Genomic DNA, 25,188 nt, shown 5'->3' with positions numbered 1-25,188 from the left:
CTGGTCATGGAATATCCGATGCCCTCTGTTTATCGCCTGGCGTTGCCAGCATTGTGCCTGTCGCTGATCCTGCCGAGTGCATTTTCTGTGCACAGCCGGCGAACCAGCCCCCGCCGCTGCGGAACAACCCGCCGAAGAGAAGCCGGCCGAACGTCAACCCTTGCTCGAGCGTAGCCAGGAAGAAGCGGCGGCGCTTGCACGAAAGGTCCCGTCCCAGGAACAACAACAGCTACAAACCGGCAGCGATGCTTTTCTTGCGCTGTGGAAGCCAGCCAACACCAGCGATCCCAAGGGCGCGGTCATCATAATCCCCGGCGCAGGCGAAACAGCTGACTGGCCTCAAGCAATCGGCCCATTGCGCAAAAAGTTGCCGGATGCCGAATGGGGCAGCCTGAGTATCACGCTGCCGGACCTGCAAAGCGACGTCATCGCACCCCGCACCGTGGAAACACCGCCCGAAACCAAACCGGCGGACGTAGCGGCCGCAGCGCCGGACGCCACCACCGCCGCCCCCATCGAGCAAGTGGCCGGGGGCGAAGCCGATGCGGCAGATCCCGCCATCGCCGAAACCGGTGAAGAACATGCCAAGGCCGACGCCGAACGGATTTTTGCCCGCATCGATGCGGCGCTGGCCTACGCCGAACAGCAGAGCGCCCGCAGCATCGTGCTGCTGGGCCACGGCACTGGTGCCTATTGGGCGGCGCGCTACCTCAGCGAAAAGCAGCCCGCGCAGATCGAACGCTTCGTGATGGTCGCGGCCCAAACGCCCGTCACCGCCACGCCGGGCCTGGCCGAACTGACGCCCACCCTGAAGCTGGCCACCGCCGACATTTTCTATATGGACAAACCATTGGATCGCAACGCGGCCCTGGAACGCCTGCAAGCGAGCAAGCGATTGAAGGGGTCGAATTTCAGCCAGGTCGCCCTCAAGGCGTTGCCCAACGCAACGGCGGAGCAGGAACAGTTGTTCCGGCGGGTTCGGGGTTGGTTGAATCCACAAACGGACTAACGCTTCAAGTGAACCATTATTGTGGCGAGGGATTTATCCCCGCCGTGGTGCGAAGCGGCCCCAAATTGTCGATGCGGGTGTCAGAAATTCCCTGATGAATGGTTTTGGGAGCGCTTCGCACTCCAGCGGGGATAAATCCCCTCGCCACAATTGCTCGACGCTCGGCTAGCGGAAATCCCGCCGTTCGCGAATCAGCCTATAGGCGTTATGCAGCTCCCGGGTCCTGTCAGTCGCTTCACGCACCTGCAAGGGCGTCGCCCCGCTACCGGCGATCTTGTCCGGGTGGTGGCGGCTGAGCAGCCGACGGTAAGCCCGCTTTATCTGTGACGGCTCACTGGTGGCGGAAACGCCCAGCAGCCGCAACGCCTCCTGGTAAGTCACGCCGCTGTTGGGTCGCGACAGTTTCTGCGGTTCGTAATCGATCGCCAGCGCCTGGACCTGCTGCGGCGTCCAGCCCAACCACTTGCCCCATTGGGCAAGCAACTCGCGCTCACTCGCACCTGCACGGCCATCGGCCCACACCATCCGCCAGCAAGCCCGTAGCACGCCTTCAGCCGCATGGGGCTGGAGGGCGAGGCGGCGCAGATAACCGCGCAAGCGATCGTGCTCGGACTTGCCCCGGTTGAACGCCGCGATGGCGCGACGTTGCGCCGGCTCGCTCAAGTCGAGCGCGCGCATCTCTTGGCGAGCCTGCTGGATATGCCCATCGACGACGCGCCCATCGCTTTTCGCCAGGCGTCCGAGCAACACGAACAACAATTCATCATTGCGCAACGCCGGACGACCGCCCAGGCGCTCACGCACTTGCGCCCAGCTGTGCAGGTCCAGGCGCCGATCCAGCGCCTGTCCCAACAGTGCGCCGAGCATGGCCCCCGGGATGCTGGCTATGGCAAAGCCCGCTCCCGCTCCGATCAGAGTCCCTGGCCACCACATATCAACGGCTCGCTTCTATCAATGTTTCAACCTGCGCCAAGCGTTCATGAGTCCCGACATCTATCCAATGCCCGTCCAGGCGTTCGCCGCTGACCTGTTCCAGGGCCATGGCCCGGCGCAACAACGGCGCAAGCTTGAACGCGCCGTCAACGCAACCGTCGAACAGCCGCGGGTGCAGGACTGCGATCCCGCTATAGGTCAGTTTGTCGGCCGTCGGCGCGCCTTCATGAACCTTTCCGTCGGCCAGGATGAAATCCCCGCCGGGGTGATGCTCGGGATTGTCCACCAACACCAGATGGGCCATGGCGTCGAGCGGCCGATGCAAGGTGCCGAAATCGAAGTCGGTCCAGATGTCGCCATTGACCACCACGAACGCTTCGTCGTCCAACAGCGGTAGCGCGCGGAAGATGCCGCCACCGGTTTCCAATGGCTCGCCTTCCGCCGAATAGGCAATGCGCACGCCGAACCGCGAGCCGTCTCCCAGGTAATCCTCGATCTGTTGGCCGAGCCAGGCGTGATTGATCACCACCTCGCTGAAGCCGGCGGCAACCAGCGCGCGCAGGTGATACTCGATCAAGGGAACGCCGGCGACGCGGATCAAAGGCTTGGGCGTGGTCAGCGTCAGGGGCCGCATGCGCTCGCCCTTGCCTGCCGCCAGGATCATCGCCTTCATGCGGTCGCTCCGGCCGATTGCCGCAGGCTGCAAAGCAGTTCATCAAGCGGCGCCAATTCAGGACGACGAGCGATGACCGCTTCTATATATGCGAAGAACCGCGGTACATCACCCAGGTATCTCGGCTTGCCGTCGCGATGGCAGATACGCGCGAAGATGCCGATCACCTTCAGATGGCGCTGTACGCCCATCAAGTCGCTGGCGCGCAGGAAATCCTCGAAATCCGGCTGGACCGGAATGCCGAGGGCACCGGCTTCTTGCCAGTAATTTTCCAGCCAACCACGCACACGCTCCTCGGGCCAACTGAGGAAGGCGTCCTTGAACAGACAGGTCACGTCGTAGGTCACCGGGCCATAAACCGCATCCTGGAAATCCAGCACGCCTGGATTGGGCTCGCTGAGCATCAGGTTGCGCGGCATGTAGTCGCGGTGCACCAGTACTTTCGGTTGGGCCAGGGCACTGTTGATCAATAGCTCGGACGCTTGCTGCCAAAGTTGTTGCTGGGTCGCATCGAGTTCGATGCCCAGCTCGCGCTTGACGTACCACTCCGGGAACAGCTCCAGTTCGCGACGCAGCAAAGCAACGTCATAGCTGGGCAGTGGCGCCACCATCGGCAGTTGCTGAAACGCCAACAAGGCTTGCAGGGCATCGCGGAACAAATCGTCGGCATTTTCGCCGTCGATCACGTCCAGATACGTCCGGTTGCCCAAATCGTTGAGCAAAAGAAAACCGCGTTCGAGGTCTTCAGCATAAATTTTTGGCACGTTGATGCCGGATTTCGCCAGCAAAAAAGCAATATCGACGAAGGGTTTGCAGTTTTCCTGTGGCGGCGGCGCGTCCATCACGATCAAGCTGCGGCCCGCGCCTTCCCAACGGAAATACCGCCGGAAACTCGCGTCGCTGCTGGCCGCGGTCAATGTGGCCGGGGGCACGGCGCCCCAACCTTGCTGGGTGAAAAGGATCGGTAGTTGCTCATCGAGCCAAACTTTCAGGTGTTGCAAGCGTACATCTTGGTCAGGCATTGCAAGGGTCTCCGACGGCGCTAGCCGTCAAGCGGGTCATGCTTTATTATCCAGCATCTTTTTCAGACCATCGAGAGGCGTGCGGCCCACACCGCGGGCAGATGGCACGCAGGAAGCCCGGACTAATAAGATGGCATTGAAATCCCCCGCGTTTCGTAAAAAATTTCCGTTGCTGGTCACCGGCAGTCTGCTGGCCCTGCAACCTTTGGCCTCTTCATTCGTCGTCGCGGCGCAGCAGTATGACTGCTCCGTCTCCGCTTCGGGTGCCTGGGACTGTTCACCCAAGACGCCGGCCGCTGCATTGCCGCCGCGCCCCGTGCATGAAGGCAGCGCAGTAGCCGATAGCGGCAGCGCCCCGGCCGAAAGCGGTTCTGGCGAAGAAGCCGGTGAAAAGCCGATGCTGGTCACCGAAGCCAAGGGCCGTGGCCTGAAGTCGCGCAGTGCAGACTACAGTCACCTGGACTGGGTTCCGCGCGAGAACCTCACGCCCGCTCAACTGGCTGAAACCGGTCCCTACTGCGCTGGCGCGTATATCGAACCGACGCGTCCTGGCATGAACGACAAGACGGCCAAAAGCGATGCCCCGACCTTCCTGGGCGCCAAGGCCTCGCGCTACGAGCAGGAGCAGCAGGTAGCGACCCTGGCCGGTGACGTGGTCATGCGCCAGGGCAGCATGCAGGTCGAAGCCGACGAGGCCAGCCTGTACCAGGCCGAGAACCGTGGCGAGCTGAATGGCAACGTACGGGTTCGCGACAACGGTGCGCTGATCGTCGGCGACCACGCCGATGTGCAGCTGGACACCGGCGAAGCCAAGGTCGACAACGCCGAATACGTGATGCACAAGTCGCGCATCCGCGGTAATGCGCTTTATGCCAAGCGCGCCGAGAACGCGATCATCCGCCTCAAGGACGGTACGTACACCACGTGCGAACCGAGCAGCAACGCCTGGACACTCAAGGGCAACAACATCACCTTGAACCCGGCCACCGGTTTCGGTACTGCAACCAACGTGACATTGCGGGTCAAGGACATTCCGGTCCTGTACACGCCGTACATCTATTTCCCGATCGACGACCGTCGCCAGTCCGGCTTCCTGCCGCCGACCATTGGCAGCGGCAGCGATACCGGCTTACTGCTGGTCACCCCGTACTATTTCAACCTGGCGCCAAACTACGACGCCACGTTGTACCCACGCTACATGGGCAAGCGCGGAATGTTGATGGAAGGCGAATTCCGTTACCTGACCAAATCCAGTGAAGGTCAGTTCGGCGCCGCGTACCTCAACGATGAAGACGATGAGCGTAGCGGGCAGACCGACTACGACAAGACCCGCTACATGTACAACTGGCAGCACAAGGGCGGCCTCGATTCGCGCGTGCTGACGGAAGTCGACTACACCAAGATCAGCGATCCGTACTACTTCCAGGATCTCCAGACCGACCAGATCGGCGTGGAATCGCGGGACTATGTGAACCAGCAAGGTGCCGTCAGCTATCGCGGTGACAACTACACCGCGCGGTTGAATGCCCAGGCTTACCAGATGGCGACGATTTCGAAGGTCACGCCTTATAATCGCCTGCCTCAGATCACTTTCAACGGCTCTCTGCCCGAACATCCGTATGGTCTGGATTTCGCGTACAAGACCGAGCTGGTGCGGTTTGATCGTGATTTGCGGACCGGTAACTACACCGACGAAGACGGAAATACTGAGCCGTTCCTCGACAACAACATCCGCGGCTTGGCCAGGGCTAACGGCGATCGCCTGAACCTGGCCCCTGTGATGAGCCTGCCGATGACCGCAAGCTACGGCTATATCAAGCCGTCGCTCAAATACCAGTACACCCAATATGATCTGGACCTGGACAGCAGGGGCAAATCGCAGGTCGCGGCGCAGAACGCCGAAGCCGATCGCCTGCGCGGCACCTACAGCAGTAGCCAGAGCCGTGGCGTTCCAATCGCCAGCATCGACAGCGGCCTGTATTTCGACCGCGACACCCAATGGTTCGGCACCAACTACCGCCAGACCCTGGAGCCCCGCCTGTTCTATCTCTATGTACCAGAGAAGGACCAGAGCGATATCCCGGTGTTCGATACCAGCGAATCGACCTTCAGCTATTCCTCGCTGTTCCGGGATAACCGCTTCACCGGCTCCGACCGTGTCGGCGACGAGAACAAGCTGTCCCTGGGCGTGACCAGCCGCTGGATCGAAGAAAACGGTTTCGAGCGTCAACGCGTCAGCGTTGGCCAGGCCTTGTACTTCAAGGATCGCGAAGTCCAACTGCCAGGCATCGACTTCAAGACTCGCGAAGACGCCAAGTCCGACGTTTCCCCGTACGCCTTGGAATACGAATATCGCTGGAACCGCGATTGGCGCACCACGGCGACCTACAACTGGGATCCGGATACTCACAGCCCTCGTTCGGGCAGTGCGATGTTCCACTACCAGCCGGAAGACAACCCGAACAAAGTCATCAACGCCGGTTATCGCTATCGCAACGACCAGGTCCGCTACGACGAGGCCACAGGTCAATGGCAAGTGGGCGGTGGCGACTACGGCACCCCGGGTACACCCGGTTACGTGAAGGACTACTACAAGATCAAGCAGCACGACTTCTCGGTCATCTGGCCGATCGTGCCGCAGTGGAACGCCATCAGCCGCTGGCAGTATGACTACAACCGCAACCGTACCCTGGAAGCCTTTGGTGGTTTCGAATACGACAACTGCTGCTGGAAACTGCGCCTGATCAACCGTTACTGGGTCGACTATGAAGAGTTCAGTCAAGCCGCCCCGGAAAACGAAAAAGGCGACCACGGCGTCTTCCTCCAAATTGTTCTGAAGGGACTCGGCGGCCTCACCGGCGCCAAGGTAGAGAGTTTCCTCGACAAAGGCATTCAAGGTTATCGTGAACGTGAAGACCAAGCTTTCTGATTGTCTGCGCCCGCTGATGCTGGGCGCGCTGTTCCTGGGTACCGCGGCCAACGCCGCGGTGCAATCCATCGACAAGGTCGTGGCCATCGTCGACAACGACGTGGTCATGCAAAGCCAACTGGACCAGCGTGTCCATGAAGTCCAGCAAACCATTGCCAAGCGTGGCGGTGGCTTGCCACCACCGGGCGTGCTGGACCAGCAGGTGCTTGAGCGCCTGATCGTTGAAAACCTGCAATTGCAGATTGGCGAACGTTCCGGCATCCGCATCACCGATGAAGAGCTGAACCAGGCTGTCGGCACCATTGCCCAGCGCAACAACATGACCATCGACCAGTTCCGCGCTGCCCTGGCTCGCGACGGCCTGTCTTTTGACGACGCCCGCGACCAGATCCGTCGCGAGATGGTCATCAGCCGTGTACGTCAGCGTCGTGTGGCCGAACGCATCCAGGTGTCCGAGCAGGAAGTGAAGAACTTTCTCGCTTCCGACCTGGGCAAAATGCAGCTGTCCGAAGAGCTGCACCTGGCAAACATCCTGATCCCCACTCCGGAAAGCGCCAACTCCGAAGCGATCCAGAGTGCGTATCGCCAGGCGACGGACGTTTACCAGCAACTCAAGCAAGGCGCTGACTTTGGCCAGATGGCCGTGGCGCGTTCCGCCAGCGAGAACGCGCTGGAAGGCGGCGACATGGGCTGGCGCAAAGCCGCTCAGCTGCCCCCTCCGTTCGACCGCGAGCTCAGTTCCATGGCCGTGGGTGACATCACCCAGCCAGCCCGTACACCCGGCGGTTTCATCATCCTGAAGCTGTTGGAAAAACGCGGTGGCGGCACCCAGGTTCGCGACGAAGTACATGTTCGCCACATCCTGATCAAGCCGAGTGAAATCCGCAGCGAAGCCGAAACCAAGCGTTTGGCCGAGAAGCTTTACGAACGGATCACTTCTGGCGAGGACTTCGCCGAGCTGGCGAAGAGCTTCTCGGAAGACCCGGGTTCGGCCCTGAACGGTGGCGACCTGAACTGGGTCGACCCGAATGCGCTGGTTCCCGAATTCCGCCAGGTCATGGCCGAAACACCGCAGGGCCAACTGTCCAAGCCGTTCAAGAGCCCTTATGGCTGGCACGTGCTGGAAGTCCTTGGCCGCCGCGCCACCGACAGCACGACCCAGGCGCGCGAGCAGCAGGCCATGACGGTATTGCGTAACCGCAAATACGACGAAGAGTTGCAAACCTGGCTGCGCCAGATTCGCGACGAAGCCTACGTCGAAATCAAACTCCCTGGCGCAGACCAGGCAGCGCAGTGAAACCCAAGCGCTTCGCGCTGACCCCCGGCGAACCAGCCGGCATTGGTCCCGACCTGTGCCTGCTGCTCGCCTCGCAAGCCCAGCCGCACCCCCTGATTGCCATCACCAGCCGCGACCTGCTCATTGAGCGGGCCGCGCAGTTGGGGGTGGCGGTCGACCTGCTATCGGTCACGCCGGATGCCTGGCCGGATGCTCCGGCGCCTGCCGGCTGCCTGTATGTATGGGATACCCCGTTGGGCGCCCCGGTCGTGACGGGACAGTTGGATACCGCCAACGCGGCGTTCGTCCTGGAAACCCTGACCCGCGCAGGCCAGGGCTGCCTGGACGGAGCCTTCGCTGGCATGATCACCGCGCCGGTGCACAAGGGCGTGATCAACGACTCCGGCATACCGTTTTCCGGCCACACGGAGTTCCTGGCCGACCTGACCCAGACCGCGCAAGTGGTGATGATGCTCGCCACCCGAGGCCTTCGCGTGGCGCTGGTCACCACTCACCTGCCCCTGAAGGATGTCGCCGACGCCGTAACATCGCAACGCCTGGAACGGGTCACGCGGATACTGCACACCGACCTCCGGGAAAAATTCGGCATCGCCCAGCCTCGTATCCTGGTGTGCGGGCTGAACCCCCATGCCGGCGAAGGCGGACACCTGGGCCGCGAAGAAATCGACATCATTGAACCTACATTGGAACGCTTGCGCAGCGAGGGCATGGATTTGCGTGGCCCGCTGCCGGCCGACACTCTGTTTACCCCCAAATATCTGGAGCACTGCGACGCGGTGCTGGCGATGTACCACGACCAGGGCCTGCCCGTGCTGAAGTACAAAGGCTTCGGCGCGGCGGTCAACGTGACCCTGGGCCTGCCCATCATCCGTACCTCGGTGGACCACGGCACTGCCCTGGACCTGGCCGGCAGCGGCAGGATCGACACCGGCAGCCTGCAAGTCGCACTGGAAACCGCCTACCAGATGGCCGAGACCCATTTATGACCGAGCAATACCAACACCGTGCGCGCAAGCGCTTCGGCCAGAACTTCCTGCATGACGCTGGCGTGATCGATCGCATCCTGCGCTCCATCAATGCCAAGGTGGATGACCGCCTGCTCGAGATCGGGCCGGGCCAAGGTGCCCTGACCGAAGGTTTGCTCGGCAGCGGCGCACAACTGGACGTGGTGGAACTGGACAAGGACCTCGTCCCGATCCTTAACCAGCAATTCGCCGGCAAGAGCAACTTCAACCTGCACCAAGGCGACGCGCTGAAATTCGACTTCAACAGCCTGAACGCCGCGCCGGGCAGCCTTCGAGTCGTGGGCAACCTGCCATACAACATCTCCACGCCGCTGATTTTTCACCTGCTGAACAATGCCAGTCTGATCCGCGACATGCACTTCATGCTGCAGAAGGAAGTGGTCGAGCGCCTCGCCGCCGGTCCTGGCGGCGGCGATTGGGGGCGTTTGTCGATCATGGTCCAGTACCACTGCCGCGTGGATCACCTGTTCAACGTGGGGCCTGGCGCGTTCAACCCACCACCGAAAGTCGACTCCGCCATCGTCCGGCTTGTCCCCCACGCGGTCCTGCCGCATCCGGCAAAGGATCATCGCTTGCTGGAACGCGTCGTGCGCGAAGCCTTCAACCAGCGTCGCAAAACCCTGCGCAACACCTTGAAGCTGTTGCTCAGCAGCGCCGAAATCGAAGCCGCATCGGCGTCGATGGCAGCCTGCGTCCCGAGCAGCTGGACCTGGCGGCTTTCGTGCGCCTGGCCGACAAGCTCAGCGAACAAGTCACGCCCACGACGGCTGCCAACTAACAGGCCACGACCGCTATCGGGCAGTACGCCGGTCTGGTTTACTACCCGATACGTGGCCTAGACTAATCTCTTGAGTCATGTCCGCGTCCCGCTTAAGGCCTTTTTGCATGTCCGATCCTCGTTATCAGGTCGACGTCAGCGTCGCCACCCGCTTTCTGGCAGAACAGTCGCAACCCGAACACAACCGTTTCGCTTTCGCCTATACCATCACGGTGCGCAACAACGGCTCTTTGCCGGCCAGGCTATTGTCGCGACACTGGGTCATCACCGATGGCGACGGACACGTCGAGGAAGTCCGCGGCGAGGGCGTGGTCGGCCAGCAACCGTTGATCGACGCAGGTAAAAGCCACAGCTATAGCAGCGGCACGGTGATGACCACCCAGGTCGGCACCATGCAGGGTACCTACCAGATGTTGGCCGAAGACGGTAAACGCTTCGACGCCATCATCAAGCCCTTTCGCCTGGCGGTGCCCGGAGCGCTGCACTGATGGCCACGTATGCGGTGGGCGACCTGCAAGGCTGCCTAGACCCGCTCAGGTGCCTGCTGGAACGGGTAGCGTTTGATCCACAAAAAGACACGCTGTGGCTGGTGGGCGACCTGGTCAACCGCGGCCCGCAATCACTCGAAACCCTTCGCTTTCTCCATGGCATCCGCGATTCGCTGGTCTGCGTGCTTGGCAACCACGACCTGCACTTGCTGGCCGCCTGGCAGAACATCGAGCGCCTGAAAAAATCCGATACCTTGAAAGAGATCCTGGACGCGCCTGATTGCGTCGAGCTGCTCGAATGGCTGCGCCAGCAAAAGCTCATGCATTACGACGAGACGCGCAACCTTGCACTGGTCCATGCCGGCATTCCGCCCCAATGGTCCCTGCGCAAGGCATTAAAGTGCGCGAGCGAAGTGGAGCAGGCGCTACGGGACGACAACCTGTTCGGCCCCTACCTGGACGGCATGTACGGCAACGAACCGGTCAAATGGGACAATGACCTGACCGGCGCGGCCCGCCTTCGGGTCATTACCAACTATTTCACCCGCATGCGTTTCTGCACACGCGACGGCAAGCTGGATCTCAAGGGCAAGGAAGGCATCGAGACCGCCCCACCCGGTTATGCGCCATGGTTCAAGCACAAGGAACGCAAGACCCGTAACCTGAAGATCATTTTTGGTCATTGGGCGGCCCTTGAAGGTCAAAGCGACGAGCCCGGGGTCTTTGCCCTCGATACCGGCTGCGTATGGGGCAGCGCGTTGACGCTGATGAACGTCGACACCGGCGAACTGCTGCGCTGCGATTGCGACGATAAAGGCCGCCCCAAACCACATCCATCGACCACCGCATCATTGCCGGCCGGCACTGCCCTTTGATCGGCTTTGCGCTTCAGGCCACAGGAGTCCTAAATGACCGAATTCAAACGCATCCCTCCCGAACAGGCCCACGCCCTGCGTGAACAAAGCGCCGTTGTCGTCGATGTGCGCGACCCCGCCACTTTCGCAGCTTTGCACATCAGTGGCTCCAAGCATCTGGATAATCATTCCCTTCATGCTTTCATCCAGGCCGCTGATCTCGATGCGCCTACCATCGTGGTCTGCTACCACGGCAACTCCAGCCAGAGTGCGGCGGCCTACTTGATCAGCCAGGGCTTCAGTGACGTCTACAGCCTGGACGGTGGTTTTGAGCTGTGGCGCTCGACTTACCCTGGAGAAACCGAGCAAGGCTCCCACGAATAATTTTTTATGCCGTGCAAGCCCACGCGAACCGCGGGCTTGGGCGATGGCAGACGAACGGTCTGCCATAACTAATTACGTATTCCACCTTTACCTCTCAGATTCCGAACTATCCTTAGCCTCAGGCCATCCAAAACAGGGGAGAGCCGGTACACCGGCGCGCGGGTCATCGGGAGTCAGCTTCCAGGAGTCGATATTCCTGGAAGCATTCTGGGGGGTAAAACGGCAACTGGGTTCCCAGCGGCTGTCCAGCATCGACTGATTGATCCGACACCGGCTCCACGTATCGAGCGAGGTGACGTCATGAGTATTTTTAGCCACTTCCAGCAACGTTTCGAGTCCACGCGGCAGGAGGAGTACTCGCTGCAGGAATACCTCGAACTCTGCAAGCAGGACCGCAGTGCCTACGCATCGGCCGCGGAGCGTCTGTTGCTGGCCATTGGAGAACCGGAACTGCTGGATACCTCGACCAACTCGAGGCTCTCGCGGATATTTTCCAACAAGGTGATCCGCCGCTACCCGGCCTTTGCCGACTTCCACGGGATGGAGGAATGCATCGAGCAGATCGTGTCCTACTTCCGCCATGCCGCCCAGGGCCTGGAGGAGAAGAAACAAATCCTCTACCTGCTCGGCCCCGTCGGCGGCGGTAAATCATCACTGGCCGAGAAGCTCAAGCAACTGATTGAGAAAGTGCCCTTTTATGCCATCAAGGGGTCGCCGGTGTTCGAGTCCCCGCTGGGGCTGTTCAACGCCACCGAAGATGGCGCCATTCTCGAGGAAGATTTCGGCATTCCGCGCCGCTACCTCAACACCATCATGTCGCCATGGGCCACCAAGCGCCTGGCCGAGTTCGGCGGTGACATCAGCCAGTTCCGGGTGGTCAAGCTCTACCCATCGATCCTCAACCAGATTGCGGTCGCCAAGACCGAGCCTGGGGATGAAAACAACCAGGACATTTCCGCCCTGGTGGGCAAGGTCGATATCCGCAAGCTGGAGGAATTCCCACAGAACGACGCCGACGCCTACAGCTATTCTGGCGCGCTGTGCCGGGCCAACCAGGGCCTGATGGAATTCGTCGAAATGTTCAAGGCGCCCATCAAGGTGCTTCACCCGTTGCTGACCGCCACCCAGGAAGGTAACTACAACAGCACCGAGGGGTTGGGGGCGATTCCGTTCAGCGGCATCCTGCTGGCGCACTCCAACGAATCGGAATGGCACACCTTCCGCAACAACAAGAACAACGAAGCCTTCATCGACCGGATCTACATCGTCAAGGTGCCTTACTGCCTGCGGGTCACCGACGAGGTGAAGATCTACGACAAGCTGCTGTTCAACAGCTCGCTGTCCAAGGCCCATTGCGCGCCCGACACACTGAAGATGCTGGCCCAGTTCACCGTGCTGTCGCGCCTCAAGGAGCCGGAAAACTCCAACATCTATTCGAAGATGCGGGTCTACGACGGCGAAAATCTCAAGGACACCGATCCAAAGGCCAAGTCGATCCAGGAATACCGCGACAACGCGGGCGTGGACGAAGGGATGAACGGCCTCTCCACTCGTTTCGCGTTCAAGATCCTGTCCAAGGTCTTCAACTTCGATCCGCATGAAATCGCCGCCAACCCGGTCCACCTGTTGTATGTGCTTGAGCAACAGATCGAGCAGGAACAATTCCAGGCGGAAACCCGCGAGCGGTACCTGCGCTTCCTCAAGGAATACCTGGCGCCCCGCTACATCGAGTTCATCGGCAAGGAAATCCAGACCGCCTACCTGGAATCCTACAGCGAATACGGTCAGAACATCTTCGATCGCTACGTGCTGTACGCAGATTTCTGGATTCAGGACCAGGAATACCGTGATCCGGAAACCGGCGAGATCCTCAATCGCGTGGCGCTCAACGAGGAACTGGAAAAGATCGAGAAACCGGCGGGCATCAGCAATCCGAAGGATTTCCGCAACGAGATCGTCAACTTCGTCCTGCGCGCCCGGGCCAACAACAACGGCAAGAACCCTACGTGGCTCAGCTACGAGAAGCTGCGGGTGGTCATCGAGAAGAAAATGTTCTCCAACACCGAAGACCTGCTGCCCGTCATCAGCTTCAACGCCAAGGCCAGCAAGGAGGACCAGCAAAAACACAACGACTTCGTTACACGCATGGTCGAACGTGGCTACACCGACAAACAGGTACGACTGCTGTCCGAGTGGTACCTGCGGGTCCGGAAATCGCAGTAGTACAGCGACAAGCTACAAGCTATAAGCTGCAAGAGAAAAGCGCGTGAGCCTGCTTTTGCTCGCAGCTTGTAGCTCACGACTTGAAGCTCCCCCGGAGGGGCCTATGAGCTATGTGATCGACCGACGCCTCAATGGCAAGAACAAGAGCACGGTGAACCGCCAGCGTTTTTTGCGGCGCTACCGTGATCACATCAAGAAAGCCGTCGAAGAGGCGGTCAGCCGCCGCTCCATTACCGACATGGAACACGGCGAACAAATCAGCATTCCCGGTCGCGACATCGACGAGCCGGTGCTTCACCATGGCCGCGGCGGCAAGCAGACCGTCGTGCACCCTGGAAACAAGGAATTCACCAGCGGCGAGCACATCCCTCGCCCACCCGGTGGGGGCGGAGGCAAAGGCCCTGGCAAGGCTGGCAATTCCGGCGAAGGCATGGACGAGTTCGTGTTCCAGATTACCCAGGAGGAATTCCTTGAATTCATGTTCGAGGACCTGGAGTTGCCGAACCTGGTCAAACGCAACCTGACGGGCACAGACACCTTCAAGACCGTGCGGGCCGGTATCAGCAACGAGGGCAACCCCTCGCGCATCAACATCATCCGCACCCTGCGCTCAGCCCACGCCCGCCGCATCGCCCTGTCAGGTAGCAGCCGGGCGAAACTGCGCGAAGCCAAGGAAGAACTGGCCCGTCTCAAGCGCGAGGAACCCGATAACTTCGGCGACATTCAGGACCTGGAAGCGGAGATCGAGAAACTCAGCGCGCGCATCCACCGCGTGCCGTTCCTGGATACTTTCGACCTCAAGTACAACCTGCTGGTGAAGCAGCCAAACCCCAGTTCCAAGGCCGTGATGTTCTGCCTCATGGACGTATCCGGCTCCATGACCCAAGCGACCAAGGACATTGCCAAGCGCTTCTTCATCCTGTTGTACCTGTTCCTGAAGCGGAACTACGACAAGATCGACGTGGTGTTCATCCGTCACCACACCAGCGCCCGGGAGGTCGACGAAGAAGAATTTTTCTATTCCCGGGAAACCGGTGGCACCATTGTTTCCAGCGCCTTGAAGTTGATGCAGGAAATCATGGCCGCACGTTATCCAGCCAACGAATGGAATATCTATGCGGCGCAGGCGTCCGACGGGGATAACTGGAACGACGATTCGCCCATTTGCCGCGACATCCTGATCAACCAGATCATGCCGTTCGTCCAGTACTACACCTATGTGGAAATAACTCCACGCGAACATCAGGCCCTGTGGTACGAATACGAACGCATCGCCGAAGCCTTTTCCGACACGTTTGCCCAACAGCAACTGGTCTCGGCCGGGGATATCTACCCGGTCTTCCGTGAACTCTTCCAGCGCAGGTTAGTGACATGACCGCCAAAAAAGAGCAGAAGCGCCAGCCCATCTCCACCGGTTCCGAATGGACATTTGAACTGATCCAGGCCTACGACCGCGAAATCAGTCGTATCGCGGACCGTTATGCCCTGGACACCTACCCGAACCAGATTGAAGTGATCACCGCCGAGCAGATGATGGACGCCTATGCGTCGGTCGGCATGCCGCTGGGCTATCACCACTGGTCCTATGGCAAGCATTTTCTCAGTACGGAAAAATCCTATAGCCGAGGCCAGATGGGATTGGCCTACGAAATCGTGATCAACTCCGACCCGTGCATTGCCTACCTGATGGAAGAAAACACCATCTGCATGCAAGCCTTGGTGGTGGCGCATGCGTGCTATGGGCACAACAGTTTCTTCAAGGGCAACTACCTGTTCCGTACGTGGACCGATGCCAGCTCGATCATCGATTACCTGGTATTTGCCAAGCAGTACATCATGCAGTGCGAAGAGCGCCACGGCATCGACGCCGTGGAGGACTTGCTGGACTCCTGCCATGCCTTGATGAACTACGGCGTGGACCGCTACAAGCGCCCCTATCCGATTTCCGCTGAAGAAGAGCGGCGCAGGCAGAAAGACAGGGAAGAACATCTGCAGAAGCAGATCAACGACCTATGGCGGACCATCCCCAAGGGCGCGGACAAATACAGCGAGAAGGACAACGCGCGCTTCCCTGCCGAGCCCCAGGAAAACATCCTCTATTTCATCGAAAAGCATGCGCCGCTGCTGGAGCCTTGGCAGCGGGAAATCGTGCGGATCGTGCGCAAGATCGCCCAGTATTTCTATCCGCAGCGCCAGACCCAGGTCATGAACGAGGGTTGGGCGACGTTCTGGCACTACACACTGATGAACGACCTGTACGACGAGGGCCTGGTCACCGACGGCTTCATGATGGAGTTCCTCACATCCCATACCAGCGTGGTGTTCCAGCCCGGCTTCGACAGCCCGTATTACAGCGGCATCAACCCTTATGCGCTGGGCTTCGCGATGTACCGCGACATTCGGCGGATGTGTGAAAACCCAACCGAAGAGGATCGTCGCTGGTTTCCTGAGCTGGCCGGGTCGGATTGGTTGTCCACGATCAAATTCGCGATGAGCAGCTTCAAGGATGAGAGCTTCATCCTGCAGTACCTTTCGCCCAAAGTGATCCGCGACCTGAAGCTATTCAGCATCCTTGACGATGATCAGAAGGACGACCTGCTGGTACCCGCGATCCATGATGAAAGCGGTTATCGCATCATCCGTGAAACCCTGGCGGCGCAGTACAACCTGGGCAATCGCGAACCCAACGTACAGATCTACAGCATCGACCGCCGTGGGGATCGCTCGCTGACGCTCCGTCATCAACAGCACAATCGCAAGCCGCTGGGCGATTCAACCGATGAAGTCCTCAAGCACCTGCATCGCCTCTGGGGATTCGATATCCACCTCGAAACCCTGCAAGGCGAACAGGTGATGAAAACCCATCATGTCCCCCCGCGAAATGAACAAGCCGAAGGAGACTACGGCCGCCTGGACTTGGCCGTCATACATCTTTGATAGCGTTTTCGCCTCCGGCGGTCCGGCGTAAAGGTTTATCCTGTCGGCCCAACGGAGGTTTTTTATGCAAATCTACAAAGTTGGCGGCGCCGTTCGCGACCGCCTGCTGGGGATTCCCGTCACCGACATCGATCGGGTCGTGGTGGGGGCCACCGCCGAGGAAATGCTCGCCAAGGGCTTCCGCCCCGTAGGGGCTGATTTCCCGGTATTTCTTGACCCGAAGACAGGCGAGGAATATGCCCTCGCCCGCACGGAACGAAAGAGCGGCAGGGGTTATGGTGGCTTCGTGTTCCATGCCAGCCCCGAGGTGACGCTCGAAGAAGACCTGATCCGCAGGGACCTGACAATCAACGCGATTGCCGAGGATGATCATGGCAATCTCATCGACCCCTATCATGGCCAGCGTGATATCGAAGCACGGATGCTGCGTCACGTTTCCATGGCTTTCGCCGAAGATCCCCTCAGGGTCCTGCGTGTTGCTCGTTTTGCCGCGCGCTATGCCCCGCTGGGCTTCAAGGTTGCAGACGAGACTCTCGAGCTGATGCGCCAACTCAGCGGTTCAGGAGAGCTGGAAGCACTGACGGCAGAACGCAGCTGGAAAGAAATCTCACGCGCGCTGATGGAAAACCAGCCGCAGGTATTTATTCAAGTGCTTCATGACTGTGATGCGCTCAAGGTCCTGATGCCCGAAGTCGATGCATTGTTCGGCGTACCACAACCTGAAGCCCATCATCCCGAAATCGACACGGGCGCTCATACCCTAGGCGTGCTGGAACAGTCAGCACGGTTCAAGCAGCCGCTGTCGGTCCGTTGGGCTTGCCTGTTGCATGATTTGGGAAAAGGCCTGACGCCCGAGCATGAATGGCCACGCCACATCGCCCATGAACACACCGGGCTGAAACTGATCAAAGCGGTCAACGAGCGTTTCAAGGCGCCCCGCGACTGTCAGGAATTGGCGCTACTGGTGGGCCAATACCACACCCATGGTCATCGCGCGCTGGAACTCAAGGCATCCACTTTGCTTGAGCTGCTGCAGAGTTTCGATGTGTACCGGCGCCCCCAGCGCTTCGAGGAGTTCATCGCCGCATGCGAGATGGACGCACGCGGACGCAAGGGGCTTGAAGAGCGAAGTTATCCACAGGCCGATTATCTGCGGGGCGCTGCGTCAGCGGCCCGGGCAGTAGCGGTGCAACCGTTGCTGGAGAAAGGCTTCAAGGGACCGGAACTCGGTGAGGCGATCAAGCGTGAGCGCCTCAAGGCGCTGAAGGCTTACAAGGAAGCGGCGAGCTGACGACGTCGGCCGCCGCTTTACAGCAGATCCAACGGCGTAAGCTGCTTCCCTCGCCACTCGAATGCCACCGGCGCTAGCACCTGGTCGATCTGTGCTTCTTCCCACAACGTTGCAAAGCTCTTGCCCACGCCCGGATGAATCCGATCCGGCGCAATCAACGACAAAGGCCATAGCACAAAGGCATTCTTGAGGATTTCCGCGCGCGGAAGGATCAACCCATCGAAGTTGCCAACCTGTTCGCCATACAACAACACGTCGATATCCAACGGCAAACCCTTGCGGTCCGGCGCGTAACGACCATTGTCGGCCTCGATGAATTTGAGCCGGCGATCCAGCTCCATCAGCGGTAGGTCAGTGAAGGCCGACACGACAAAATTGAAGAACGGACCGCTCTTGATGCCTACCGGCTGGCTCTCGAACACGGCCGAGCAGCGCATATCGACCAAAAAACCGGCCAATGCCTCAAGCCCTGCGGACAAATGGGTTTCGCGCTCGATATTGCTGCCGAGCCCGAGGAAAACCTGTGTCAGCGACATCCGCGCTCGATCTCCACGCCAACCCCACTGGCAGCCGGAACGGCGCCAGGCTTGGTTACTTTCAGGCGCAGCCAGGTAATCTCGAACTCGTCCATGAGTTCCTTGGCCAAACGCTCTGCAAAGGTCTCGACCAGCTGGAACTGCGCCAGCTCTGCGAACGCCTGGATACGCGCCGAAACGCTGGCGTAATCGAGAGCCAGGGTAAGGTCGTCGCCCGCGGCGGCCGGGCGGTTGTCCCAGGCGAAGCTCAGGTCAAGCCGCAGACACTGTCGGATGCCTCGCTCCCAGTCGTAGGCACCGATTACCGTGTCGACTTCCAGGCCCTCGATAAACACTCTGTCCAAGCACTTTTCTCCGCAGCACGACAAGGGCGCAATGCGCCGTTAGAATCAGGGCGTCCTCGCCCGGAATGGTTAGCATGTTTTGGTTACTGGCGATCCTCGCCTACCTGCTCGGCTCACTGTCCTTCGCCATTTTGCTCAGCCGCCTGACCGGTCGCCCGGATCCGCGAATGAGTGGCTCGGGCAATGCCGGTGCCACCAACATGCTGCGCCTGGCCGGACGCAAACTCGCCATCCTGACCCTGCTTGGCGACCTCTGCAAAGGCCTTGTCCCGGTATTGATCGCCAGCCTTGCAGGGCTCTCGTTGCAGCAACAGGCCTGGATCGGCGTCTGCGCCGTCATCGGCCACCTGTTCCCGCTGTACTTTCGCTTTCGTGGCGGCAAGGGTGTCGCCACCGCCGCCGGCATGCTGCTGGGTCTTTATCCCCCTGCCGCCCTGCTGGCTGTCTGCGCCTGGCTGCTGACCTTCTACCTGACTCGGACCAGCTCCCTGGCCGCGCTGATCGCCACGCCGCTGACCCTGCCGTTGCTAGCCTGGCAGGAACCGGCGGCCCTGCTGCCAATGACCGCGCTGGTTGCACTGATCGTCTGGCGCCACCGGGGCAATCTACGCGACCTGTTCGCCGGGCGCGAACGGCATTTTTAAATGACGCTTCACAGCGGCGCCAACTGCTCCATGGGCCAGCGCGCCTGCACGCTGATCGCCAGGCTTTCCTGCTGGCCGGCCAGCAAACGTTGGCAACCAGCAAAAGCGATCATCGCGCCATTATCTGTGCAGAACTCCGGCCGGGCGTAGTAAACGTCGCCCTTCATGTCGCCGAGCATTTTTTCCAATGACAATCGCAAGGCTTTGTTGGCACTCACCCCGCCGGCGATGACCAAGCGCTTGAGCCCGGCCTGTTTCAAGGCGCGCTTGCACTTGATGGTCAAAGTCTCCACCACGGCTTGCTGGAATGCCAGGGAGATGTCGCAACGGGCTTGCTCACTGTCGTCCCCGGCGCTGACGCACTGCTGCCAGGTATTCAACGCGAAGGTTTTCAGGCCGCTGAAGCTGAAATCCAGGCCAGGCCGATCGCACATCGGACGAGGGAAGACGAAACGTCCTTCAACCCCTTGGGTTGCCAGCCGTGCGATTTCCGGTCCGCCCGGATAATTGAGGCCCATCATCTTCGCGGTTTTGTCGAAAGCTTCCCCGGCGGCATCATCGAGCGACTCCCCCATGAGGGCGTACTGACCGATTCCGTCCACGCGGACAAGCTGCGTATGACCACCCGACACCAACAAAGCGACGAACGGAAATTCCGGCGGTTGCGGTTCCAGCATTGGGGCCAGCAGGTGACCTTCCATGTGGTGCACGCCCAAGGCCGGAATGCCCCAGGCAAAGGCCAGCGCCTGGGCACAGGAAGCGCCGACCAGCAGCGCGCCGACCAGGCCCGGCCCTGCGGTATAGGCGATGGCATCGATCTCGGTCGGCACACAGCCGGCTTCGGCCAGGACCTGGCGGATCAAGGGCAGCATGCGCTTGACGTGGTCACGGGACGCAAGCTCGGGCACCACGCCGCCATAGGCGCGGTGCAGGTCGATTTGACTGAACAAAGCATCGGCCAGCAGGCCACGCTCGCTGTCGTAGAGAGCAACGCCGGTTTCGTCGCAGGATGTTTCTAATCCCAGTACTAGCATGGGTTTGCGCCTTGTAGAGGCTGAATTCGAAGGCGCGCATAATAGTCGCCGCGTTGTGCCCCGACCAGCGGTTTTCGATCAGAGGCTTTGCATTCCGAGCGTTGAGGGGTTAACATCCGCAACCCTTAAAAACCGACGTCTTCAAGTGCTCTTTTGCCGCGAGGATGTTGACCCCGGTAATGAATGAAGGTAGCTCTGGATGCCAGCCGTCAAAGTAAAAGAGAACGAACCCTTCGACGTAGCTCTGCGTCGTTTCAAGCGCTCCTGCGAAAAAGCCGGTGTTCTGGCTGAAGTTCGTAGCCGCGAATTCTACGAGAAGCCGACTTCCGAGCGTAAGCGCAAAGCAGCAGCCGCTGTTAAGCGTCACGCCAAGAAAGTTCAGCGCGAACAGCGCCGCGCCGTACGTCTGTACTAATACACAGACGTCCGTCGCAAGCTTCTTGCCAAGCCCGGCCATCAAGCCGGGCTTATGGCATTTGCGGAAAACGCTTGATGCTTCACTGTCAAAGCCGCAGACGCGACCTAGACAACCCGCTTCACCGCGTCAGACCTGGCTCTTTTGCCAGCGGTGCACGTCTCTTCTGACGAGCCTTCCAAGGCTACTGACGAGCACACCCTGATTCCTCTAACGACGATCAGCCCAAGGCACCCGCTTGCGTGCCCGCTTGATGAGCTATCCGTGGCCAGACCGGCCGTTACCGGACTCAGCGCAACACATTCATACAGTCGAATACTGATAGTCATTAACGTCAGTGGATAATCGGCAGATACACTTCCCGACAGCAATGATGCAGACGACCCGGTCGAGCCACCTGTTTTCCGTGCCTCAAAACCAGGAACCGATGACGCCTGCTGATCTCGGGCCCTTTTTCGCGCAGTGATGATGAGAACGCCATGGCCGGGCTGATTCCCCAGAGCTTTATTGACGACCTCCTGAACCGCACCGACATCGTCGACGTGGTCAGCTCTCGCCTGCAAATGAAGAAAGCGGGCAAGAACTACACGGCCTGCTGCCCGTTCCACAAAGAAAAAACCCCATCTTTCAGCGTCAGCCCCGACAAGCAGTTCTACTACTGCTTTGGCTGCGGCGCGGGCGGCAATGCCCTCGGCTTCATCATGGACCACGACAACCTGGACTTCCCCCAGGCTGTCGAAGAACTGGCCAAAGCCGCTGGCATGGAAATTCCTCGCGAGGAAAGCGGTCGGCAGCACAAGCCGCGCCAACCGACCGACTCGCCGCTTTATCCACTGCTGACCGCCGCGGCTGATTTTTATCGCCAGGCCCTGAAAAGCCATCCGGCCCGCAAGGCGGCGGTGGATTATCTCAAGGGCCGCGGCCTGACCGGCGAGATTGCCCGTGATTTCGGCCTCGGCTTCGCCCCGCCCGGCTGGGACAATCTGTACAAGCATTTAAGCAGCGACACACTGCAGCAGCGCGCGATGATCGATGCCGGCCTGCTGGTCGAGAATGCCGAGACCGGCAAGCGCTACGACCGCTTCCGTGACCGCGTGATGTTCCCGATCCGCGATACGCGCGGGCGAATCATCGCCTTTGGCGGTCGGGTACTGGGCGATGACAAACCTAAGTATCTGAACTCCCCGGAAACGCCGGTGTTCCATAAAGGCCAGGAGCTTTATGGCCTGTACGAAGCGCGCAAGAACAACCGCAACCTCGACGAGATCATTGTCGTCGAAGGCTACATGGACGTCATCGCCCTGGCCCAGCAAGGCTTGCGCAACGCCGTTGCAACCTTGGGCACGGCCACCAGCGAAGAACACATGAAGCGCCTGTTTCGCGTGGTGCCGAGCGTGCTGTTCTGCTTCGACGGCGACCAGGCCGGGCGCAATGCCGCCTGGCGTGCGCTGGAGGCAACGTTGCCATGTTTGCAGGACGGGCGACGCGCACGCTTTCTATTCCTGCCCGAGGGCGAAGACCCGGACACCCTGGTGCGCTCCGAAGGCACCGATGCATTTCGTGCACGGATCAACCAGCACGCGCAGCCGCTGGCCGATTATTTTTTCCAGCAACTGACCGAAGAAGCCGATCCGCGCTCCCTCGAAGGCAAGGCGCACATGGCCACCCTCGCGGCACCGCTGATCGACAAGGTGCCGGGCGCCAACCTGCGCACGCTCATGCGTCAACGCCTGAGCGAAATCACCGGCCTCAACAACGAAGCGATGAATCAACTGGCCCACAGCGCCCCTCAAGAGGCGCCGCCAGCCTATGACCCAGGCATTGATTACGACGCGATGCCGGATTTCGCCGACTATCATCAACCCCAGCAGGATTACGCCCCGCAGCAGGAATGGACGCCGAAAAAGAACGCCGGTGGCGGCAAGAAATGGGACAAGAAACCCTGGGACAAGAACGGCAAGCGCGGCGATCGCGACCAGCCACGTGCCCCGCGCGTGCCGGCCGCCGTCGAACCACCAACACTGGCCGCCTTGCGCACCTTGCTGCATCACCCGCAACTGGCCGGGAAAGTAGAGGACGCCGGGCACTTCGCCGCCGAGGACCACAGCAACACACAATTGCTGGTGGCACTCCTTGAAGCCGTGCAGAAGAACCCCAAGCTAAACTCATTCCAGTTGATCGCGCGGTGGCACGGCACCGAGCAAGGGCGCCTGTTGAAGGCGCTGGCCGAGAAGGAATGGCTGATAGAGGGAGACAACCTTGAACAACAGTTTTTCGACACCATTACTAGCTTGTCCGCCCGCCAACGCGAGCGAAACCTGGAACAACTTCTGCGCAAAGCTCGCCAGAGCGAGTTGACCAGCGAAGAGAAAAACCAATTGCGGGATTTACTCAGCCGCAATGTTTGCGCATCAAACCCGACCTCAACTGGCGCGTGAGGTCACAGCTCAGGTATAATCCTCGGCTTGTTTTTTGCCCGCCAAGACCTTCAGTGGATAGGGTGTTATGTCCGGAAAAGCGCAACAGCAGTCTCGTATCAAAGAGTTGATCCTATTGGGTCGTGAGCAGGGCTACCTGACTTACGCGGAGGTCAACGACCACCTGCCGGAGGATATTTCAGATCCGGAACAGGTGGAAGACATCATCCGCATGATCAACGACATGGGGATCAACGTATTCGAGGTTGCTCCAGATAAGGATGCCCTTATGCTGGCCGACGCCGATACCGACGAGGCGGCCGCTGAAGAAGCGGCCGCAGCGTTGGCAGCGGTCGAGACCGACATTGGTCGCACCACGGACCCCGTGCGCATGTACATGCGTGAAATGGGTACGGTAGAGCTCCTCACACGTGAAGGCGAGATCGAAATCGCCAAGCGTATTGAAGAAGGTATCCGTGAAGTGATGGGCGCGATCGCGCACTTCCCTGGCACGGTTGACCATATTCTCTCGGAGTACACCCGCGTCACCACCGAAGGTGGCCGCCTGTCCGACGTTCTGAGTGGCTACATCGACCCGGATGACGGCATTGCGCCGCCTGCCGCCGAAGTGCCGCCACCGATCGACTCGAAAGCCGCCAAGGCCGACGATGACACCGATGACGAAGACGCCGAAGCCAGCGACGACGAAGAAGAAGCCGAAAGCGGTCCGGATCCCATCATCGCTGCCCAGCGCTTCGGCGCCGTGGCCGACCAGATGGAAATCACCCGCAAGGCGCTGAAGAAGCATGGTCGCAGCAACAAGCAGGCCATCGCCGAGCTGTTGGCGCTGGCCGAGCTGTTCATGCCGATCAAGCTGGTGCCCAAGCAGTTCGAAGGCCTGGTGGAGCGTGTTCGTAGCGCCCTGGATCGCCTGCGCCAGCAAGAACGCGCCATCATGCAGCTGTGCGTTCGTGATGCGCGCATGCCGCGTGCAGACTTCCTGCGCCAGTTCCCTGGCCACGAAGTCGACGAAAGCTGGACCGATGCATTGGCCAAAGGCAAGAGCAAGTACGCCGAAGCCATTGCCCGCCTGCAACCGGACATCGTTCGTTGCCAGCAGAAGCTGAGCGCGCTGGAGGCCGAGACTGGCCTGAGCATCGCCGAGATCAAGGACATCAACCGTCGCATGTCGATCGGCGAGGCCAAGGCCCGTCGCGCGAAGAAAGAGATGGTCGAAGCGAACTTGCGTCTGGTGATCTCCATCGCCAAGAAGTACACCAACCGCGGCCTGCAATTCCTCGATCTGATCCAGGAAGGCAACATCGGCCTGATGAAGGCGGTGGATAAGTTCGAATACCGTCGCGGCTACAAGTTCTCGACTTATGCCACCTGGTGGATCCGTCAGGCGATCACTCGCTCGATCGCCGACCAGGCCCGCACCATCCGTATTCCGGTGCACATGATCGAGACCATCAACAAGCTCAACCGCATTTCCCGGCAGATGTTGCAGGAAATGGGTCGCGAACCGACGCCGGAAGAGCTGGGCGAACGCATGGAAATGCCTGAGGACAAGATCCGCAAGGTACTGAAGATCGCCAAAGAGCCGATCTCCATGGAGACCCCGATCGGTGATGACGAAGACTCCCATCTGGGTGACTTCATCGAAGACTCCACCATGCAGTCTCCGATCGATGTCGCCACTGTCGAGAGTCTCAAGGAAGCGACTCGCGAAGTACTTTCCGGCCTCACTGCCCGTGAAGCCAAGGTGCTGCGCATGCGCTTCGGCATCGATATGAATACCGACCACACCCTTGAGGAAGTCGGCAAGCAGTTCGATGTAACCCGTGAGCGGATTCGTCAGATCGAAGCCAAGGCGTTGCGCAAACTGCGCCACCCGACGCGAAGCGAGCATCTGCGCTCCTTCCTCGACGAGTGACCTTCAAAACCCCCGGCCC

20 protein-coding genes and 2 pseudogenes are annotated in these 25,188 nt (G+C 60.1%); 16 read left to right on the top strand and 6 right to left on the bottom strand.

All coding sequences use genetic code 11. The features are described from left to right. Window positions 1-18: 18 nt before the first annotated feature. A pseudogene (locus AB4N42_RS06035) lies at window positions 19-1,009 on the top strand (alpha/beta hydrolase family protein). Between the two features lie 165 nt (window positions 1,010-1,174). Here the strand turns inward: AB4N42_RS06035 and AB4N42_RS06030 are convergent. Genes AB4N42_RS06030 through AB4N42_RS06020 form a run of 3 tightly spaced genes read right to left on the bottom strand, consistent with a single transcriptional unit; the run spans window position 1,175 to window position 3,637 of the window. Next, window positions 1,175-1,942: a TerB family tellurite resistance protein gene (locus AB4N42_RS06030; protein ID WP_030139220.1), complete on the bottom strand. Its 768-nt coding sequence runs from the start codon at window positions 1,940-1,942 to the stop codon at window positions 1,175-1,177. Window position 1,943: 1 nt separating this feature from the next. Beyond that, window positions 1,944-2,615, bottom strand: a complete 672-nt coding sequence (murU, locus tag AB4N42_RS06025) for an N-acetylmuramate alpha-1-phosphate uridylyltransferase MurU (protein WP_030139221.1) — start codon at window positions 2,613-2,615, stop codon at window positions 1,944-1,946. Continuing rightward, a complete protein-coding gene (locus AB4N42_RS06020; RefSeq protein WP_030139222.1) occupies window positions 2,612-3,637 on the bottom strand; it encodes an aminoglycoside phosphotransferase family protein in 1,026 nt (341 codons plus the stop codon). The genes murU and AB4N42_RS06020 overlap by 4 nt, the downstream gene beginning before the upstream one ends. 130 nt (window positions 3,638-3,767) lie before the next feature. On the opposite strand from AB4N42_RS06020, the gene AB4N42_RS06015 reads away from it, so the two are divergent. The 11 genes and pseudogenes from AB4N42_RS06015 to AB4N42_RS05965 all read left to right on the top strand — a co-directional run bounded on the left by AB4N42_RS06015 (window position 3,768) and on the right by AB4N42_RS05965 (window position 17,843). Then, window positions 3,768-6,566: an LPS-assembly protein LptD gene (locus AB4N42_RS06015; RefSeq protein ID WP_198797831.1), complete on the top strand. Its 2,799-nt coding sequence runs from the start codon at window positions 3,768-3,770 to the stop codon at window positions 6,564-6,566. After that, window positions 6,547-7,863 carry a peptidylprolyl isomerase SurA gene (gene surA, locus AB4N42_RS06010; RefSeq protein ID WP_033864455.1) on the top strand — a complete coding sequence of 439 codons (1,317 nt, stop codon included), beginning with the start codon at window positions 6,547-6,549 and terminating at the stop codon, window positions 7,861-7,863. The genes AB4N42_RS06015 and surA overlap by 20 nt, the downstream gene beginning before the upstream one ends. After that, on the top strand, window positions 7,860-8,849 hold the full coding sequence (gene pdxA / locus AB4N42_RS06005) for a 4-hydroxythreonine-4-phosphate dehydrogenase PdxA (protein ID WP_460115971.1): 990 nt from the start codon (window positions 7,860-7,862) through the stop codon (window positions 8,847-8,849). The genes surA and pdxA overlap by 4 nt, the downstream gene beginning before the upstream one ends. After that, window positions 8,846-9,666 (top strand): annotated as a pseudogene (rsmA, locus tag AB4N42_RS06000) (16S rRNA (adenine(1518)-N(6)/adenine(1519)-N(6))-dimethyltransferase RsmA). The gene pdxA and the pseudogene rsmA overlap by 4 nt, the downstream one beginning before the upstream one ends. A 107-nt stretch (window positions 9,667-9,773) precedes the next feature. Next, window positions 9,774-10,154 carry a Co2+/Mg2+ efflux protein ApaG gene (gene apaG / locus AB4N42_RS05995; protein ID WP_030139227.1) on the top strand — a complete coding sequence of 127 codons (381 nt, stop codon included), beginning with the start codon at window positions 9,774-9,776 and terminating at the stop codon, window positions 10,152-10,154. After that, window positions 10,154-11,029 carry a symmetrical bis(5'-nucleosyl)-tetraphosphatase gene (locus tag AB4N42_RS05990; protein ID WP_431147327.1) on the top strand — a complete coding sequence of 292 codons (876 nt, stop codon included), beginning with the start codon at window positions 10,154-10,156 and terminating at the stop codon, window positions 11,027-11,029. The genes apaG and AB4N42_RS05990 overlap by 1 nt, the downstream gene beginning before the upstream one ends. 33 nt (window positions 11,030-11,062) lie before the next feature. Next, window positions 11,063-11,392: a thiosulfate sulfurtransferase GlpE gene (gene glpE, locus AB4N42_RS05985; protein ID WP_431147324.1), complete on the top strand. Its 330-nt coding sequence runs from the start codon at window positions 11,063-11,065 to the stop codon at window positions 11,390-11,392. 300 nt (window positions 11,393-11,692) lie between these two features. Beyond that, window positions 11,693-13,615 carry a PrkA family serine protein kinase gene (locus tag AB4N42_RS05980; RefSeq protein WP_030139230.1) on the top strand — a complete coding sequence of 641 codons (1,923 nt, stop codon included), beginning with the start codon at window positions 11,693-11,695 and terminating at the stop codon, window positions 13,613-13,615. 103 nt (window positions 13,616-13,718) lie between these two features. Beyond that, a complete protein-coding gene (locus tag AB4N42_RS05975) occupies window positions 13,719-14,990 on the top strand; it encodes a YeaH/YhbH family protein (RefSeq protein ID WP_030139231.1) in 1,272 nt (423 codons plus the stop codon). Further along, on the top strand, window positions 14,987-16,552 hold the full coding sequence (locus AB4N42_RS05970; RefSeq protein WP_030139232.1) for a SpoVR family protein: 1,566 nt from the start codon (window positions 14,987-14,989) through the stop codon (window positions 16,550-16,552). Before AB4N42_RS05975 ends, AB4N42_RS05970 begins: the two co-directional genes overlap by 4 nt. A 64-nt stretch (window positions 16,553-16,616) precedes the next feature. Continuing rightward, on the top strand, window positions 16,617-17,843 hold the full coding sequence (locus tag AB4N42_RS05965; protein ID WP_258648402.1) for a multifunctional CCA addition/repair protein: 1,227 nt from the start codon (window positions 16,617-16,619) through the stop codon (window positions 17,841-17,843). 17 nt (window positions 17,844-17,860) lie between these two features. Here the strand turns inward: AB4N42_RS05965 and folK are convergent, their stop codons facing one another. Next, a complete protein-coding gene (gene folK, locus AB4N42_RS05960) occupies window positions 17,861-18,379 on the bottom strand; it encodes a 2-amino-4-hydroxy-6-hydroxymethyldihydropteridine diphosphokinase (RefSeq protein WP_030139234.1) in 519 nt (172 codons plus the stop codon). After that, window positions 18,370-18,723: a dihydroneopterin aldolase gene (gene folB / locus AB4N42_RS05955; RefSeq protein ID WP_030139235.1), complete on the bottom strand. Its 354-nt coding sequence runs from the start codon at window positions 18,721-18,723 to the stop codon at window positions 18,370-18,372. Before folB ends, folK begins: the two co-directional genes overlap by 10 nt. A 74-nt stretch (window positions 18,724-18,797) precedes the next feature. Between folB and plsY the strand changes: the two genes are divergently transcribed. Beyond that, window positions 18,798-19,367: a glycerol-3-phosphate 1-O-acyltransferase PlsY gene (gene plsY, locus AB4N42_RS05950; RefSeq protein WP_003206189.1), complete on the top strand. Its 570-nt coding sequence runs from the start codon at window positions 18,798-18,800 to the stop codon at window positions 19,365-19,367. 8 nt (window positions 19,368-19,375) lie between these two features. Here plsY and tsaD read toward each other — a convergent pair whose 3' ends face one another. Next, complete coding sequence (gene tsaD, locus AB4N42_RS05945) at window positions 19,376-20,401, bottom strand: tRNA (adenosine(37)-N6)-threonylcarbamoyltransferase complex transferase subunit TsaD (RefSeq protein ID WP_030139236.1); 1,026 nt, start codon at window positions 20,399-20,401, stop codon at window positions 19,376-19,378. Between the two features lie 199 nt (window positions 20,402-20,600). Here tsaD and rpsU point away from each other — a divergent pair, with 199 nt between their 5' ends. From rpsU to rpoD, 3 genes are all read left to right on the top strand, one after another. Beyond that, window positions 20,601-20,816, top strand: coding sequence for a 30S ribosomal protein S21 (rpsU, locus tag AB4N42_RS05940; RefSeq protein ID WP_002551877.1), 216 nt, complete (start codon window positions 20,601-20,603; stop codon window positions 20,814-20,816). A 479-nt stretch (window positions 20,817-21,295) separates the two neighbouring features. Beyond that, window positions 21,296-23,254 carry a DNA primase gene (gene dnaG / locus AB4N42_RS05935; RefSeq protein WP_030139237.1) on the top strand — a complete coding sequence of 653 codons (1,959 nt, stop codon included), beginning with the start codon at window positions 21,296-21,298 and terminating at the stop codon, window positions 23,252-23,254. A 67-nt stretch (window positions 23,255-23,321) separates the two neighbouring features. Beyond that, window positions 23,322-25,169 (top strand): RNA polymerase sigma factor RpoD, encoded by a 1,848-nt coding sequence (gene rpoD, locus AB4N42_RS05930; RefSeq protein ID WP_030139238.1) that lies wholly within the window; start codon window positions 23,322-23,324, stop codon window positions 25,167-25,169. The last annotated feature ends 19 nt before the right edge of the window (window positions 25,170-25,188 follow it).

Source organism: Pseudomonas sp. H2_D02, assembly GCF_054677635.1.
This window is presented reverse-complemented; position numbering and strand designations above follow the sequence as displayed.